This is a genomic window from Pseudomonas sp. KnCO4, from assembly GCF_045344305.1.
In the GTDB taxonomy this organism is placed as follows: domain Bacteria; phylum Pseudomonadota; class Gammaproteobacteria; order Pseudomonadales; family Pseudomonadaceae; genus Aquipseudomonas; species Aquipseudomonas anuradhapurensis.
In genome coordinates, this window is the sequence record NZ_CP174199.1 from 1,480,333 (window position 1) to 1,495,239 (window position 14,907).

General features: G+C 56.9%; 14 protein-coding genes. 10 read left to right on the forward strand and 4 right to left on the reverse strand.

Features of this window, described 5'->3' with window-relative positions; translation table 11 throughout:
• Positions 1 to 6: 6 nt before the first annotated feature.
• From ACJA3S_RS06890 to ACJA3S_RS06905, 4 genes are all read left to right on the forward strand, one after another.
• Positions 7 to 1,260 carry a glycosyltransferase family 4 protein gene (locus ACJA3S_RS06890; protein ID WP_406821277.1) on the forward strand — a complete coding sequence of 418 codons (1,254 nt, stop codon included), beginning with the start codon at positions 7 to 9 and terminating at the stop codon, positions 1,258 to 1,260.
• On the forward strand, positions 1,260 to 2,225 hold the full coding sequence (locus tag ACJA3S_RS06895) for a UDP-glucose 4-epimerase family protein (protein ID WP_406821278.1): 966 nt from the start codon (positions 1,260 to 1,262) through the stop codon (positions 2,223 to 2,225). The genes ACJA3S_RS06890 and ACJA3S_RS06895 overlap by 1 nt, the downstream gene beginning before the upstream one ends.
• A complete protein-coding gene (locus ACJA3S_RS06900; RefSeq protein ID WP_406821279.1) occupies positions 2,222 to 3,232 on the forward strand; it encodes an MraY family glycosyltransferase in 1,011 nt (336 codons plus the stop codon). The genes ACJA3S_RS06895 and ACJA3S_RS06900 overlap by 4 nt, the downstream gene beginning before the upstream one ends.
• 88 nt (positions 3,233 to 3,320) lie before the next feature.
• Positions 3,321 to 5,321, forward strand: coding sequence for a polysaccharide biosynthesis protein (locus ACJA3S_RS06905; protein WP_406822217.1), 2,001 nt, complete (start codon positions 3,321 to 3,323; stop codon positions 5,319 to 5,321).
• 743 nt (positions 5,322 to 6,064) lie between these two features.
• Here ACJA3S_RS06905 and ACJA3S_RS06910 read toward each other — a convergent pair.
• Positions 6,065 to 6,802, reverse strand: a complete 738-nt coding sequence (locus ACJA3S_RS06910) for a metallophosphoesterase (protein WP_406821280.1) — start codon at positions 6,800 to 6,802, stop codon at positions 6,065 to 6,067.
• A gap of 626 nt (positions 6,803 to 7,428) precedes the next feature.
• Positions 7,429 to 8,010: a hypothetical protein gene (locus ACJA3S_RS06915; RefSeq protein WP_406821281.1), complete on the reverse strand. Its 582-nt coding sequence runs from the start codon at positions 8,008 to 8,010 to the stop codon at positions 7,429 to 7,431.
• A 180-nt stretch (positions 8,011 to 8,190) separates the two neighbouring features.
• On the opposite strand from ACJA3S_RS06915, the gene rfbB reads away from it, so the two are divergent.
• Genes rfbB through rfbC form a run of 4 tightly spaced genes read left to right on the forward strand, consistent with a single transcriptional unit; the run spans position 8,191 to position 11,601 of the window.
• Positions 8,191 to 9,261: a dTDP-glucose 4,6-dehydratase gene (gene rfbB / locus ACJA3S_RS06920; RefSeq protein WP_406821282.1), complete on the forward strand. Its 1,071-nt coding sequence runs from the start codon at positions 8,191 to 8,193 to the stop codon at positions 9,259 to 9,261.
• Positions 9,258 to 10,163, forward strand: a complete 906-nt coding sequence (gene rfbD / locus ACJA3S_RS06925; RefSeq protein WP_406821283.1) for a dTDP-4-dehydrorhamnose reductase — start codon at positions 9,258 to 9,260, stop codon at positions 10,161 to 10,163. Before rfbB ends, rfbD begins: the two co-directional genes overlap by 4 nt.
• Positions 10,164 to 10,171: 8 nt before the next feature.
• Positions 10,172 to 11,053 (forward strand): glucose-1-phosphate thymidylyltransferase RfbA, encoded by an 882-nt coding sequence (rfbA, locus tag ACJA3S_RS06930; protein ID WP_170028827.1) that lies wholly within the window; start codon positions 10,172 to 10,174, stop codon positions 11,051 to 11,053.
• Positions 11,053 to 11,601: a dTDP-4-dehydrorhamnose 3,5-epimerase gene (rfbC, locus tag ACJA3S_RS06935; protein ID WP_406821284.1), complete on the forward strand. Its 549-nt coding sequence runs from the start codon at positions 11,053 to 11,055 to the stop codon at positions 11,599 to 11,601. The genes rfbA and rfbC overlap by 1 nt, the downstream gene beginning before the upstream one ends.
• Positions 11,602 to 11,703: 102 nt before the next feature.
• Here rfbC and wecB read toward each other — a convergent pair whose 3' ends face one another.
• Positions 11,704 to 12,837 carry a non-hydrolyzing UDP-N-acetylglucosamine 2-epimerase gene (gene wecB / locus ACJA3S_RS06940; protein WP_406821285.1) on the reverse strand — a complete coding sequence of 378 codons (1,134 nt, stop codon included), beginning with the start codon at positions 12,835 to 12,837 and terminating at the stop codon, positions 11,704 to 11,706.
• A 528-nt stretch (positions 12,838 to 13,365) separates the two neighbouring features.
• On the opposite strand from wecB, the gene ACJA3S_RS06945 reads away from it, so the two are divergent.
• A complete protein-coding gene (locus tag ACJA3S_RS06945; protein ID WP_406821286.1) occupies positions 13,366 to 13,701 on the forward strand; it encodes a ComEA family DNA-binding protein in 336 nt (111 codons plus the stop codon).
• Positions 13,702 to 13,803: 102 nt separating this feature from the next.
• On the opposite strand, the gene ACJA3S_RS06950 is transcribed toward ACJA3S_RS06945, so the two are convergent.
• Complete coding sequence (locus tag ACJA3S_RS06950) at positions 13,804 to 13,971, reverse strand: DUF2897 family protein (protein WP_010952850.1); 168 nt, start codon at positions 13,969 to 13,971, stop codon at positions 13,804 to 13,806.
• A 181-nt stretch (positions 13,972 to 14,152) separates the two neighbouring features.
• Here ACJA3S_RS06950 and pyrF point away from each other — a divergent pair, with 181 nt between their 5' ends.
• Complete coding sequence (gene pyrF, locus ACJA3S_RS06955) at positions 14,153 to 14,854, forward strand: orotidine-5'-phosphate decarboxylase (protein ID WP_170028831.1); 702 nt, start codon at positions 14,153 to 14,155, stop codon at positions 14,852 to 14,854.
• Positions 14,855 to 14,907: the final 53 nt, after the last annotated feature.

Genomic DNA, 14,907 nt, shown 5'->3' on the forward strand with positions numbered 1-14,907 from the left:
GTAGGCATGCCAGAAAAAAATCTGAGAGTGCTAGTCGTCACGCAGTATTTTTGGCCAGAAAACATGCGGATCAACGACATGGTCCGCGACTTCAGGAAAAAAGGCCACGATGTGACGGTGTTGACTGGAGTTCCGAACTATCCGGAAGGTGTAATATTCGATAGCTATCGCACTTCGCCTAGCGATTTCGATTTCTATTATGGTGCCAAGATTGTGAGGGTGCCGATGCTGCCGCGTGGCAAGCGCAGTATCCGACTGATCCTGAACTATGCGTCGTTCTTCCTTAGTGCTTCGACGGTCGGCGCCTTCAAACTTCGCAATCGAAAGTTCGATGCGGTCTTTGTCTATGCAGTGTCGCCAATCATGGCGGCGATACCCGCCGTCTTGATTGGTCGGTTGAAGCGCACACCGGTATTTGTCTGGGTTCTCGATTTGTGGCCAGAGACGCTCAGGGCGGTAGGCGTGGTGCGCAACCCGCGCCTGCTATCGCTGGTTGGACGATTGGTTTCGTGGATCTACAATCGGACCGACTACCTACTGTTGCAATCTCACGGGTTTCTGGAAAACGTGAAGCAATACTGCACGCGCGATATCGCGCAGGAGCGTCTTGTATACTTCCCCAGCTGGGCGGAAGACGACTTTTCGTCGCCTGCTGCAACGACAGGAGCATTGATCGACACGGATCCTTCGGTGTTCACCGTGGTATTTGCGGGCAATCTGGGCGAGGCACAGGACTTCCCGGCCGTTCTGGAGGCCGCTGAAGCCCTCCGGAATGTCGTCGCGGTGCGGTGGATCATCGTTGGTGACGGGCGCATGAGCACTTGGTTGGGGGAGCAGGTGCAGGCACGTGGCCTGCGCAATGTGCATTTGCTAGGTCGCCACCCGCTGGAGTCCATGCCGGGGCTATTCTCACAGGCCGATGCCTTGCTTGTGACGTTAAAAACCAACGATGTGTTTCAGAAGACCATTCCTGGCAAGGTGCAAGCCTATCTTGCCTCTGGACGCCCGCTGCTAGGCATGATCAATGGCGAGGCCGCCCGGGTTATCCGTGAATCCGGTGCCGGGTATGCCTGCGACTCGGGCGATGCACAGGGACTTGCAGAAATAACCCGTAGCCTAGCAGCTACTTCGGTCGCGCAGCGTCAGGCAATGGGCGACGCCGGCCGTGTGTACTACCTTGAGCACTATTCCAAACTCAAGCTCATGGCGCGGCTGGAAACCCTTTTTCGGGAAGCCACGCTACGTGAGGTAGATAAGTGATGTCGCATAACGTGTTGCTGACCGGCGCTTCCGGTTTTGTGGGTAAGGCTATCCTTGAGCTTCTACTGGTTCGAGGTCATGCGGTGGTTGCAGCGTTGCGCCAGGAGCCCACCGACTTGAACCCGCTCGTGAAGGTGGCTCGATTCGACGAGCTCGACGGTTCCACTGACTGGCGTAACATTCTTGGCGGTGTGGATATCGTCATTCATTCCGCAGCCCGCGTACATGTGATGAACGAGACGGATACGGATCCATTGACCGCTTTTCGTAAGGTCAACGTTAACGGTACGTTGAACCTCGCACGGCAAGCGGTAGAGGCCGGAGTGAAGCGCTTCGTATTCATCAGTTCCATCAAGGTTAACGGTGAGGGCACGCCCAAGGGGCAGCCCTACCTTGCTGATGATGTGCCAGCGCCGGGGGATCCCTATGGTATCTCCAAGATGGAAGCCGAGGCGGGGTTGCGGGCCCTTGCTAAGGAGACTGGCTTGGAGGTGGTGATCATTCGACCCGTATTAGTGTACGGGCCGGGCGTCAAGGCCAATTTCCGGGCCATGATGCACTGGCTGGACAAAGGGGTGCCTCTGCCATTCGGTGCCATCGAAAACCGTCGCAGCTTGGTAGCCCTAGCCAACTTGGCCGATCTCGTGCTGACATGTGTTGATCATCCGGCCGCGGCTAACCAGACATTCCTCGTCAGTGACGGTGAGGACATCTCGACTTCTGATCTGTTGCGGCGCATGGCTGGGGCACTGGGGCGTCCCGCCTATTTGCTGCCGGTTCCCAGTGTCTTGCTGCAATGGGGAGCTAAGCTGCTGGGCAAGCAGTCCTTGTCACAGCGTCTGTGCGGCTCGCTGCAGGTCGATATAAAAAAAACTTGTTCTTTGCTGAACTGGAAGCCTCCGGTCAGTGTCGATGAGGCACTCGGTCTGACAGCTCGGGATTATAAGGAAAAAACAACAAAATGACCCAAGTGTGGCTGATTCCTCTGGTGGCGGTGCTGTCGCTTGCGCTGACTGCCGTATTACGACGCTATGCACTGGCGAGAAGCATCATGGACGTTCCCAACGCGCGAAGTTCCCATGCTGTTCCGACACCTCGCGGTGGTGGCGTTGCCATTGTGATAGCCTTTCTCATGGCATTGGTGGCCATCGCTGTCCAAGGGGGAGCCGGGCTGCACGAGCTTGTCGCGCTGGGTGGTTCGGGCGCATTGATCGCGATCATCGGTTTCATGGACGACCATGGCCATATCGCCGCCCGCTGGCGTCTGCTGGGGCACTTTCTGGCCGCTGCCTGGGCACTGGCATGGTTAGGGGGCTTTCCAGCGATACAGATGTTTGGCTGGCGGTTGGACATAGGCTGGTTCGGGGCGTTTCTCGCACTGTTCTACCTGGTGTGGTTGCTGAATCTCTATAACTTCATGGACGGCATCGACGGCATCGCAAGTGTTGAAGCCATCTGCGCCTGTTTGGGGGCCTGTCTTCTTTATTGGGTCGGTGGATTCCAGCAACTGCTCTTGTTGCCTCTGTTACTGGCGATGGCGGTTTCCGGTTTCCTATATTGGAACTTCCCCCCGGCACGAATCTTCATGGGGGATGCCGGCAGCGGTTTTCTGGGTATCGCCCTAGGTGTGCTTTCGCTTCAGGCGGCCTGGGAGTCTTCGCAACTGTTCTGGTGCTGGTTGATTCTGCTGGGAGTATTCATCGTTGATGCCACCTACACGCTGATTCGTCGCCTATCCCGGGGTGACAAGGTTTACGAAGCACACCGTAGCCATGCCTATCAGTTCGCTTCGCGCCTGTATGGCAAGCATTTGCCGGTGACCGTAGCAGTTGGCGTGCTTAATTTGTTTTGGTTGTTGCCCATTGCCTTGTGCGTCATGCTGCTGGGGATGGACGGAGCACTCGGCGTAGTGATCGCATATGCGCCGCTGGTTGTTCTAGCTGTGCGCTACCGTGCAGGTGCCCTGGAGTAGGGCCAGATTCGAGCATTCGCGTGCATACATTCGCAACACATGATTTCAGTTGCAGTCTACAGGGGGAGCGGTAAAGGTGTTCGAAGGGATTATGGATAGATTACGGGCATTTCTACTGGGTCTGCCGCGTAGGCAAAAACGCCTGTTACAGGTATCGACCGACATCGTATTGGTGTGGGTTGCGCTTTGGCTGGCGTTTTTGGTTCGCCTGGGCGTTGAAGATTTGGCCAACCCCATTAAGGACCATCTCTGGCTCTTCGTTAGTGCCCCCATCGTTGCCATTCCCTTATTTATCCGCTTTGGCATGTACCGGGCGGTGATGCGTTACTTTGGTAATGATGCTTTGATCGCAATCATCAAAGCCGTCACCTTGTCGTCGCTTATCCTGGGTTTCATCGTCTATTGGTATGGCAATCATCAACATGTCGTACCTCGCTCGGTCATTTTCAATTACTGCTGGTTGAGCCTCGTGATGGTTGGCGGTCTGCGCTTGGCCATGCGACAGTATTTCTTGGGTGACTGGTTCACCGCTGCCCAGCACGTGCCATTCACAAACCGTGATGACGGCTTGCCCAAGGTAGCGATCTATGGTGCGGGGGCCGCGGGAAACCAGCTGGTAGCTGCATTACGCATGGGCAAGGTAATGCGCCCGGTGGCATTCATCGATGACGATTCAGGTATTGCCGACCACGTGATCGCCGGCCTGCAGGTATACAAGCCGCGTCATCTACAACGGATGATCGATAATACTGGCGCCCAAGAAATCCTGCTGGCCATTCCCTCAGTGACACGGGTGCGTCGTAGGGAGATTCTAGGATTCCTCGAGGGATTCCCCCTGCATGTTCGTACTATTCCTGGCTTCATGGATCTGGCTAGCGGCAGGGTGAAGGTCGATGATCTTCAAGAGGTGGATATCGCAGACCTACTGGGACGTGATCCAGTCCCGGCGCAGGATGAGTTGCTGGAGCGCTGTATCGCTGATCAATCGGTGATGGTCACCGGGGCCGGTGGCTCGATCGGTTCCGAGCTCTGCCGTCAGATTCTTGGACTGGCACCACGCATGTTGTTGTTGTTTGAGCACAGCGAATTCAATCTGTACAGCATTCTTTCTGAGCTGGAGCAGCGAATTGCCAGGGAATCCTTGTCTACGAAGCTCTTGCCAATTCTCGGTTCGGTGCGCAACCAGGAACAGATGCTCGATGTGATGAACACGTGGCATGTGGATACGGTTTACCACGCAGCCGCATACAAGCATGTGCCAATGGTCGAGCACAACATTGCTGAAGGCGTACTTAACAATGTTATCGGTACCCTGAACACAGCCCAGGCGGCCCTGCAGGCTGGAGTTTCTAGCTTTGTATTGATCTCCACAGACAAGGCTGTGCGCCCAACGAACGTGATGGGGAGCACCAAGCGACTTGCGGAAATGACGCTTCAAGCCCTTAGTCGTGAGGTGGCGCCTGTGCTGTTTGGCGATACCGGCAACGTTTCGCAGGTCAACAAGACCCGCTTCACCATGGTGCGCTTTGGTAATGTTTTAGGGTCTTCTGGCTCCGTTATTCCGTTGTTCCAGAAGCAGATCAAATCCGGCGGCCCGTTGACGGTGACGCACCCTAAGATTACCCGTTACTTCATGACGATTCCGGAAGCCGCTCAACTGGTCATCCAGGCGGGCTCAATGGGGCAGGGTGGCGATGTCTTCGTATTGGACATGGGCGAACCAGTGCATATCGTCGAGCTGGCTGAAAAAATGATCCACCTGTCTGGCTTGAGCATCCGTTCAGATCGTAACCCCCACGGCGATATCACCATCGAGTTCACCGGGCTGCGCCCCGGGGAGAAACTCTATGAGGAGTTGCTGATTGGCGACAACGTAGTTGCAACTCAACATCCTATGATCATGAGTGCCAACGAAGACTATCTGCCTTGGGACATCCTGAAAAATAAACTGAGCACGTTGTTGGTGGCGGTCAAGAACGATGACTATGCGCTTGTTCGCCAGCTGCTTCGGGAGACGGTGACTGGGTATGCGCCGGACGGAGAAATTGTCGATTGGATATACTTGCAGCGACGGCAGGACCCTAGATGATAAAATACCCGGCGGTTGTCGGGTATTTTTTTGGTTTGAATGTGTAATCGCTACGCGCGCCGCTGTAATGGAGTCAAGTAATTTTGAATGGGTGTTATAAAGCTCTGGCTCGGCTATGCCACTTGCCTGGAAAGCTAATTGACTTTATCGAGAAAAGTAATATTAAGTCTTTTCTTTCCTCTGTGCGCTGTTTGTCGCGATGTTGAGGGCTGCTTTCCATGGTTATTCAGTTGTGTGGCAAGTAGTTGTGGGTTAAGTATGGTCGGGATAAGTTAAATATTAGATGGTATAAAGCTGTTGTTGGGCTGTTTTTCTATGAGTGATTCTGTTGTTCTTGTCCTTGACCAAAAGCAGTTATTTGGCACTGCCGGCGAATGTTTCATGAACTGAGATGGGGCTGCTATTGCAAGATATATGTAGCCATATGTTCGAGTATGGCGGGGTCGAGTTTTCGAATGTATCGGCTGGATGGGCGAAGAAAAAGTTACTGAAAATAGTTATGGGGTGATCTCGCCTGCCGGAGGCGTGAGCAGAGGCCGCCGTCGCACTTCGGGGAAAGGTTTTAGGGGCATGCATCCTATCAGCTACCGACTCCGGCGCGGCAGTTGGAGAGCCAAGTTCAACATCACGGACGGCAAGCGAGATTCGCAATTCTCAGGGATTAAGCATTTTTGTTGAAGGTTGAAACCGGCAAGCTCGGTAGCGTAGCAGCGGGCATCAAATAAGCGTCTTGAATATGGAGTTTACGAAGAACTCTCGGCGCCACAAGATACAACAAGCTTTGTATGAAGATCTATGACGCTCAATTTCCCGTCAGGGAAAGAGCAGCCTGTATCCAGATAGGTTATGTTTCCTATGCTCATGACTTCTCGAACGGTGGTGTGGCCGACATAAACTTGAGTAACACCCTCTATAATCTGTTTTTGGCTATTTTCTATTCGCGCTCTAGAGTACAATGCTTGATTTTGGGCTTTTTCTCGTACGGTTGGATTGAAGGCTGATAATCGCTTTATGCGTTTTTGCCAGCTCAAGCTAGCTTCTAGTCCAGGAGGTTCGGCGTGAATAATTCCTATTTTTTCTCCGCTCAGCAACTCAAGCTCGATAGCAAATGGAAGTGCTTTTAAATGTATTGCTATTTCATGCTGTCGCTCGAGGGGCAGTTGATAAAACCAAGAGCCACCGTTTCTCGCATGGCGAGCGGGATCCCCTTTGCCAGACATTGCATCGATGATCATTTGCTCATGGTTACCTCGCACGCTGTTGAACCAAGGCTGGGTTAACCAATCTACAGCCTGATCCGAATAGGGACCGCGATCGACAATGTCCCCCGTGGCAAAAAAACGATCTGTAGCATCGTTGAAGTTGATTTTTTCAAGTATCGTTTCAAAAATATCGAATTGACCATGAATGTCGCCAATAATGAAATCGCGGCCGCGGTTATTGGCAGGAAAAAAACGAAGGGGCGAGTGATGGTCAATCATGATTTTCAAGAAATCGGTTTTGTAGTAAGTTGGTAGCAAGGTTAACATTAGGTCTGTAAATAATGAAGTCGGCGGACCGAAAATTTACATCTCGGTATGCCTAGATCGCGTGCGAAATCCTGAGAGGCTCAATCATTGACCTTCGAGTTCAGAAGCTTTGTAGAGTCACCTACCATCAACGCAAATGGGGTCTGTGATGGCAAGCGGCGGAGCGAGTTCGTAGTCCGTCAGTCGGGCGCAGGCCTATCCTGTCAATTGACTTTAATCCCCGAAATATCGAAAAAAAACGGCGGCGTGCGGTAAAACTTTGATACCCGGCTCGACCAAGAAAGTGAATTGGTCAATGGGCCTTTGAAAAATCAAAGGCTCGGAGCAGAGGTAGACTTTTTCGACTTTACTGTCGGGGACATCATGGCTGACGTCGGTTATGCCGCGGTAACTGAGACTTCACCTTGCGAGAGGTGGGGTTTATGAATCAGTTACGAGATAGCATGACCGGTCCAACGTATTTGATATTGCAGACCGCCAAGTATTTTGATGTTCTGCTACTGTCCATCGTCCTCAAATCGCTCGCAGCCCCATTGTATGCTGCTGTAAGGTCTTTTCTACATACCGGCATTCCTAGCTTATAAGCTGGGGCTTTCTGATGCAGGTTCGGCATCAAACTGGTTCGTGGTCCTACCGACAACTGACGTTGAGAAAATAACCGAATACCGCCCAAGATCACTAACATCTCGGCCAAAATTCACAGCTATCCCTTCAGAGTTCCATTTGTAAACTTCAGCTTCATAATTAGCCCCGGATTTCAACTTCACCCAATGAGTCCCGCTAGTCGCCGGCTGCCCAAGCTTATCCGTCAGCAGTTCTTTAACCAGATACAAATTATTCGCATTACCCGTCAAAACCAACTGACTAACAGCCCCACCATCCACCGTCGCAAACAATTTATACCCCGGCGAAATCGGCAGATACGGCAACCCCCGCACTTCAAAGCGTCCCGCTTTCTCTGTCGCTACGCGGCAAGGCTCGGTAGGACGTACATCCCCCTCCGCACACTCCGGCACCTCAGTCAAAAAGTCCCCCTGCAGGTCCACCCCGAGAAACGCACTCGGCGTCACCACCCGGTCAGCAAGCTGCGTGGACTGTGCCCAGACAGGCGCGGAAGCAAACAAGGCCGCAACAGCGACCGAGGGAAAAACAGAAGGCATAGACACTCCCTGTGAGCCTAGATGGCTTTTCCTGAGAAGGGCTCGTATTTTGCCCCGCCGTCAACGCCCGAACAACTGTCAAAAGCGTGAACGGTGTCTTACCGCAACACACTGCCAGCGTTCCCGTCTAGAATTGCGCCAACAACACCCATCGACACTCTGCGAGAAGCGTTCAACCCTATGACAATCCTGGTAACCGGCGGCGCTGGCTTCATCGGTGCGAATTTCGTGCTGGATTGGGTAAGCCAGTCAGGCGAAACCCTCGTCAACCTGGACAAGCTGACCTACGCCGGCAATCTGCAGAGCCTGGCAAGCCTGCAAGGCAACCCGCAGCACGTTTTCGTGCAGGGGGATATCGCTGATGGGGCGTTGGTACAAAAGCTGTTGGCAGAACACCGCCCGCGCGCGGTGCTCAATTTCGCCGCCGAGTCTCACGTCGACCGTTCCATCCACGGGCCGCAGGCCTTCGTGGAAACCAACGTGGTGGGTACCTTCCAGTTGCTCGAAGCCGTGCGCGGCTACTGGCAAGCACTGGATACGCAGGAGAGGGCGGCGTTCCGCTTTCTGCATGTGTCCACCGATGAGGTCTACGGTTCGCTCAAGGCCGGTGAGCCTGCGTTTACCGAGGCCCATCAATACCAGCCAAACAGCCCTTATTCGGCCAGCAAGGCCGCCAGCGACCACATGGTGCGGGCCTATCACCACACCTATGGCCTGCCGGTACTGACCACCAATTGTTCCAACAACTATGGGCCGCTGCATTTCCCCGAAAAACTCATCCCGCTGATGATCGTCAATGCGCTGGCCGGCAAACCTCTGCCGGTCTACGGTGATGGCCAGCAGATTCGTGACTGGCTGTACGTCAAGGACCACTGCAGCGCCATCCGCCGGGTGCTGGAAGCGGGGCAGGTGGGTGAGGTGTACAACGTTGGCGGCTGGAACGAGATGCCCAACCTGGGCATTGTCCAGCGCGTTTGCGAGCTGCTCGACGAGCTGCGCCCGCGGGCTGACGGTCAGCCCTATGCCAACCAGATCAGTTTCGTCACCGACCGCCCGGGCCACGACCGCCGCTATGCCATCGACGCACGCAAGATCGAGCGCGAGCTGGGTTGGAAGCCTGCCGAAACCTTTGAATCGGGTATCCGCAAGACAGTGGCCTGGTACCTGGCCAACCAGCAGTGGGTCGACGGCGTCATGAACGGTAGTTACCGCGACTGGGTTGCCCAGCAGTATGGGGTAGGCAGCGTTTGAAGATCTTGCTGCTGGGGAAAAATGGCCAAGTCGGTTGGGAGCTGCAGCGCGCCCTCGCGCCATTGGGCGATCTGATCGCGCTCGATCGCCAGGGTGAAAGCGGCCTGTGTGGCGATCTGGCCAATCTTGAAGGGCTGGCCGCTACAGTGCGCTCGCTGGCCCCGAATGTAATTGTCAACGCGGCCGCCTACACGGCAGTGGACAAGGCCGAGAGCGAGCCAGCACTAGCGGCCCGGATCAATGCCGAAGCGCCAGGTGTTCTGGCGCGTGAGGCCGCGCAGCTGGGTGCCTGGCTGATTCATTACTCCACAGACTACGTGTTCGATGGCAGTGGCCAGGGGCAGTGGCAAGAAGATGCCCCCAGCGCCCCGTTGTCTGTCTATGGCCGTACCAAGCGCGAGGGTGAGCTGGCCATCCAGGCCAGCGGTGCCGCTGCCGTGGTGCTGCGTACCAGCTGGGTATATGCTGCGCGCGGGCAGAATTTTGCCAAGACCATGCTGCGCCTGGCAGCCGAGCGCGATGTACTTCGGGTGGTGGCGGACCAGTTTGGCGCCCCTACCGGTGCAGAGCTGATTGCCGATGTCACCGCGCATATTTTGCATCGTCTCTTCCGTGCTCACGATGCGAGTCGCCTGGCAGGCACCTACCATCTCGCAGCAGCCGGTGAAACCAGCTGGCACGGCTATGCCCAGTTCGTATTGGCGCATGCCCGCCGTAGCGGGGTTGCCTTGAAGGTGTCAGCCGAGCAACTGGTCGCTATCAGTACCGAGGACTACCCGCTGCCGGCGCTACGCCCGCGCAATTCTCGGCTGGCGTTGGCTAAACTGGAAGAGACCTTCAATCTCAAGATGCCGCCTTGGCAACAGGGTGTGCAACGCATGCTGGACGAAATCCAGCGCTAGGAATTGTTATGGCACGTAAAGGACTCATTCTGGCGGGCGGCTCTGGCACCCGTCTGCACCCCGCCACGCTGTCCGTGTCCAAGCAGCTGTTGCCGGTATACGACAAGCCGATGATCTACTACCCGCTCAGTACGCTGCTACTGGCAGGCATTCGGGACATCCTGATCATCTCGACACCCCAGGACACGCCGCGCTTCGAGCAATTATTGGGGGATGGTAGCCGTTGGGGCATCAACCTCTCGTATGCCGTGCAGGCGAGCCCGGACGGGTTGGCACAGGCGTTCATGATCGGGGCGGACTTTATCGGCAACGCCGCGTCCGCCCTGGTGCTGGGTGACAATATATTCTATGGCCACGACTTTCAGTCGCTGCTCCTTGACGCGGACCAGCAGCAGAGCGGGGCATCTGTTTTCGCTTACCACGTCCAGGACCCGGAGCGCTACGGTGTCGCCGAGTTCGATGACAAGGGGCGGGTATTGTCGATTGAAGAAAAGCCGAAAGCGCCCAAGTCCAACTATGCGGTCACCGGGCTTTATTTCTACGACAACCAGGTCGTGGACCTGGCCAGGCAGTTGAAGCCGTCGGCACGCGGCGAGCTGGAGATTACCGACCTCAACAACCTGTACCTGCAACAGCAGCAGCTCCAGGTGGAAATCATGGGGCGTGGTTATGCGTGGCTGGATACCGGTACCCACGACAGCCTGTTGGATGCCAGCCAGTACATCGCCACCCTGGAGCGACGCCAGGGGCTCAAGGTGGCATGCCCTGAAGAGATTTGCTATCGCGCGGGCTGGATCAACGCTGAACAGCTTGAACGCCTTGCCCAGCCGTTACTCAAGAATGGTTACGGGCAATATTTGAAGAACCTGCTTGAAGTGAAGGTATTTTGATGCACGCTGTTTCATTGGCCATCCCTGAAGTGTTCCTGTTCAGCCCCAAGGTTTTCGGTGATGAGCGTGGCTTTTTCTACGAAAGTTTCAATAAGCGTGCTTTCAGTGAAATGACTGGCCTACAGCCAGACTTTGTTCAAGACAACCATTCCCGTTCGGTGAAGGGTGTGCTGCGCGGCCTGCATTACCAGCTGCCGCCCCACGCGCAGGGCAAGTTGGTGCGCGTGGTGCAGGGCGAAGTGTTTGACGTAGCCGTGGATATCCGCCGCAGTTCGCCCACCTTCGGTCAATGGGTGGGGGCGCTGTTGTCGGCGGAAAATCACAACCAACTGTGGATCCCACCGGGTTTCGCTCACGGTTTCGTGACGCTGAGTGCGACTGCGGAGTTTGTCTACAAGACTACCGACTTCTACGCGGCCGAGAGCGAACGTTGCATTGCCTGGGATGACCCGCAAATAGCCATCGAGTGGCCGATAGACTTCGAGCCTACGCTGTCCGCCAAGGACAAGCTGGGCAAGGCGCTGGGCCAAGCTGAGCTGTTTGACTGATGGTGTCTGCAGGGGCTTGAGAAATTTGCCGCCTGTGAGATCGAGCGCCGCCCGCGCGGCGCACGATCTCACGAACGACAAACATCTCAAGACCTGCGCCTGTCAGCCCAACCCCAATCTCGCCTCCAGCGCCTCGACAATTCGCCCACACGCCTTCCCATCACCATACGGGTTATGCGCAAAGCTCATCTCCCGATACGCCCCCTCATCGGTCAGCAACCTGGCCAGTTCCCCGACAATCGAACCAACCTCCGTGCCCACCAGTTTCACCGTCCCCGCCGCCACTGCCTCCGGCCGCTCCGTGGTATCACGCATCACCAGCACCGGCTTGCCCAGCGCCGGGGCTTCCTCCTGGATGCCGCCCGAGTCGGTCAAGATCACATAGGCACGGCTCATCAGGTAAACAAAAGGCAGGTAATCCAGAGGCTCGATCAGGTGAATGTTGCCCACGTCCGCCAGCAGCCGGTTCACCGGCTCGCGCACATTCGGGTTGAGATGCACCGGGTACACCACATCCACATCCGGAAACTGTCGTGCAGTCTGCACCAGGGCTTCGCAGATGCGTTCGAAACCGCCGCCGAAATTCTCCCGGCGGTGGCCGGTTACCAGCACCATACGGCGGTGGCCAGCCAGGTAATCGAACTGCTGTTGGAACTGCACTTTCAGCGTTGGGCTCTCCAGCTTGCGCACCACTTCCAGCAGGGCGTCGATCACGGTATTGCCAGTAACGAAAATGCTCGCCGGGTCGATGCCTTCCCTTAACAGGTTGTCACGTGAGGTAGCGGTAGGGGCGAAGTGCAGCGCGGCCAAGGTGCCGGTCAGGCGCCGGTTGCCCTCTTCTGGCCAGGGCGAATACAGGTTGTTGGTACGCAGGCCCGCTTCTACATGGGCGATCGGGATTTGCTGGTAATAGGCCGCCAGGCTGGTGGCAAAGGTGGTCGCGGTATCGCCATGTACCAGTACCAGGTCGGGCTTGAACTCGGCCAGCACCGGCTTGATGCCCTGCAAAATTTCCGTGGTCACGCCGGTCAGGTCCTGGCCGGGCTTCATGATGTTCAAGTCGTAATCGGGGGTGATCTCGAACAGGCCCAGTACCTGGTCGAGCATTTGCCGATGCTGGCCGGTCACGCACACGCGGGATTCGAAGCGGGCGTCGCGGGCAAGCTGCAGGGCCAGTGGGGCCATCTTGATGGCTTCTGGGCGGGTACCGAATACGGTGAGGGTCTTGAGGGGCACGGCGAAGATCCTCTTGCTGGACAGGGGGCGCTGTCGGCCAGTGGGCCGGGCAGGGCAGGTGCGCAAACGCGGGGCAGCTGGACGGGCTTGGTGCGAGGGCGAGCGGCGGGGGTCAGGGTATGCTGCTTCGGTCCTTCAAGCAAACGGCGTCCATACGCTTAAAAATCTAGCAGTCGGGCCGCATGATGCCAGTGGGTGTCGGTAGTTTGGCCGATGGACTGTGCGGTTGGGTGCCCCTGTTCGCTGGGGGCTGTGGGAATAAGGGCGGCCTCCGCTGTGAAGGCAGTCACGGACCAGCAGGGTTTTGCCTACAGGCGATGGGGTACGCCGCCAATGCTATTGGGCTGCAGGTAAAGTTGGCGATGGTGATCGATTTTTGGGTTGGCGAAGTTGAGCCGGTGGCTGACTGATTTGGAAATCACTCGCTGTGGGTGGTGGCTGTTTTGGTGTGGGTTTCGCCGCTAGGGTTGATTGCACAGCCGAAGGAAACCGGCTGCTGGAAAATGACCAACCCAAGGAATCTTCCCCATGCGTAACAACGTTCTGTCGTACCTCTTGCTTCCCCTGTTCGCCAGCCTGTCCTTTTCCGTCAGCGCCGCCCCGGGCAGCGCCACGGCAATGCCCGAGCCGGTGCCGGTGGTGAGCCAGCAACCGGCCCAGCAAGCGCAGCGGCTGAACCTGAATACCGCTGATGCGCTGACGTTGCAGAAGGAGCTGAACGGCATTGGCAAGGCCAAGGCCGAGGCCATCGTGGCCTACCGGGAGGCCAATGGGCCGTTTGCTTCGGTGGATGAACTGCTGGAGATCAAAGGCATTGGCAACGCCTTGCTGGAGCGTAACCGGGACAAGCTGATGGTGGAGTAGGCTTGGCAGCAGCATGAGCCTCTCGGCTTGAGCAGGCCTGCTGGAACCTGGGCTGCCGGTGCAGCCCGTCGCGATACAAGACCGCTCTTGGGCGTTGGCCCTTCAGCGGTCTTGCGCATCCTTGGCATCCGCTTCGGCGTTGCGCTCATGCACCTTGCGCAGCTGTTCTTCGGTCAGCGGCAGTTTCTTCGCCGTGTCGCGCAGCAGCATCAGCCCGCCAACGATCGAGCCGAGGGCTATGATGAGTATCAGCCAGGCATACCAGGGCATGGTCGTTCTCCTTTTACCGATGATGGGCAGCGCTTGTACGAAATTTGAGCAATTACCCGTTCCGTTGGTTCAATTATAGGAGCCAGGCCGTGCCGGGCCAATTCCGTGACTTGCGGGCCCCAAAGCCTGCGTCACATCGTTTACAATGCGCGCCGTTTTCGACTTGCCAAGAGACCCTGCCATGTCCGCCTGCCAGACGCCCCTGATCGTCGCCCTGGATTTCCCTACCCGTGAGGCCGCCCTGAAGCTGGCTGACCAGCTTGACCCTGCGCTGTGCCGGGTGAAGGTTGGCAAGGAACTGTTCACCAGCAGTGCTTCGGGCATTGTCGAAACCCTGTGTGACAAGGGCTTCGAAGTGTTCCTGGACCTCAAGTTCCACGATATCCCCAATACCACTGCCATGGCGGTGAAGGCGGCGGCCGAGATGGGCGTGTGGATGGTCAACGTGCACTGCTCCGGTGGCCTGCGCATGATGGCGGCCTGCCGTGAGGAACTGGCCAAGCGCAGCGGCCCGCAACCGTTGCTGATTGGCGTGACCGTGCTGACCAGTATGGAGCGTGAAGACCTGGCCGGTATTGGCCTGGATATCGACCCGCAAGAGCAGGTGCTGCGCCTGGCCGCGCTGGCCGAGAAGGCCGGCATGGACGGCTTGGTGTGCTCGGCGCTGGAGGCCCCGGCGTTGAAGGCGGCGCACCCGGCGCTGCAACTGGTCACCCCGGGCATCCGCCCGGCGGGCAGCGCACAGGATGACCAGCGCCGTATCCTCACCCCGCGCCAGGCCCTGGATGCCGGTTCGGATTACCTGGTGATCGGCCGCCCGATCAGCCAGGCCGCCGACCCGGCGCAGGCGCTGGCCGCGGTGGTGGCAGAGATTCGTGGGTAAGATGCCTGCCTGAGGTGCTCGCCTTGAGCGCCCTAGTGCCGGCGAAATCGAGC

What these genes read in the sequence shown, in the direction of transcription:
- ACJA3S_RS06950 (WP_010952850.1), bottom strand. Translation starts at nt 13,971, where the DNA reads ATGCCCTGGTATGCCTGGCTGATACTCATCATAGCCCTCGGCTCGATC.
- rfbA (WP_170028827.1), top strand. Translation starts at nt 10,172, where the DNA reads ATGGCACGTAAAGGACTCATTCTGGCGGGCGGCTCTGGCACCCGTCTG.
- ACJA3S_RS06945 (WP_406821286.1), top strand. Translation starts at nt 13,366, where the DNA reads ATGCGTAACAACGTTCTGTCGTACCTCTTGCTTCCCCTGTTCGCCAGC.
- ACJA3S_RS06895 (WP_406821278.1), top strand. Translation starts at nt 1,260, where the DNA reads ATGTCGCATAACGTGTTGCTGACCGGCGCTTCCGGTTTTGTGGGTAAG.
- ACJA3S_RS06910 (WP_406821280.1), bottom strand. Translation starts at nt 6,802, where the DNA reads ATGATTGACCATCACTCGCCCCTTCGTTTTTTTCCTGCCAATAACCGC.
- pyrF (WP_170028831.1), top strand. Translation starts at nt 14,153, where the DNA reads ATGTCCGCCTGCCAGACGCCCCTGATCGTCGCCCTGGATTTCCCTACC.
- ACJA3S_RS06900 (WP_406821279.1), top strand. Translation starts at nt 2,222, where the DNA reads ATGACCCAAGTGTGGCTGATTCCTCTGGTGGCGGTGCTGTCGCTTGCG.
- ACJA3S_RS06915 (WP_406821281.1), bottom strand. Translation starts at nt 8,010, where the DNA reads ATGCCTTCTGTTTTTCCCTCGGTCGCTGTTGCGGCCTTGTTTGCTTCC.
- rfbC (WP_406821284.1), top strand. Translation starts at nt 11,053, where the DNA reads ATGCACGCTGTTTCATTGGCCATCCCTGAAGTGTTCCTGTTCAGCCCC.
- ACJA3S_RS06890 (WP_406821277.1), top strand. Translation starts at nt 7, where the DNA reads ATGCCAGAAAAAAATCTGAGAGTGCTAGTCGTCACGCAGTATTTTTGG.
- rfbB (WP_406821282.1), top strand. Translation starts at nt 8,191, where the DNA reads ATGACAATCCTGGTAACCGGCGGCGCTGGCTTCATCGGTGCGAATTTC.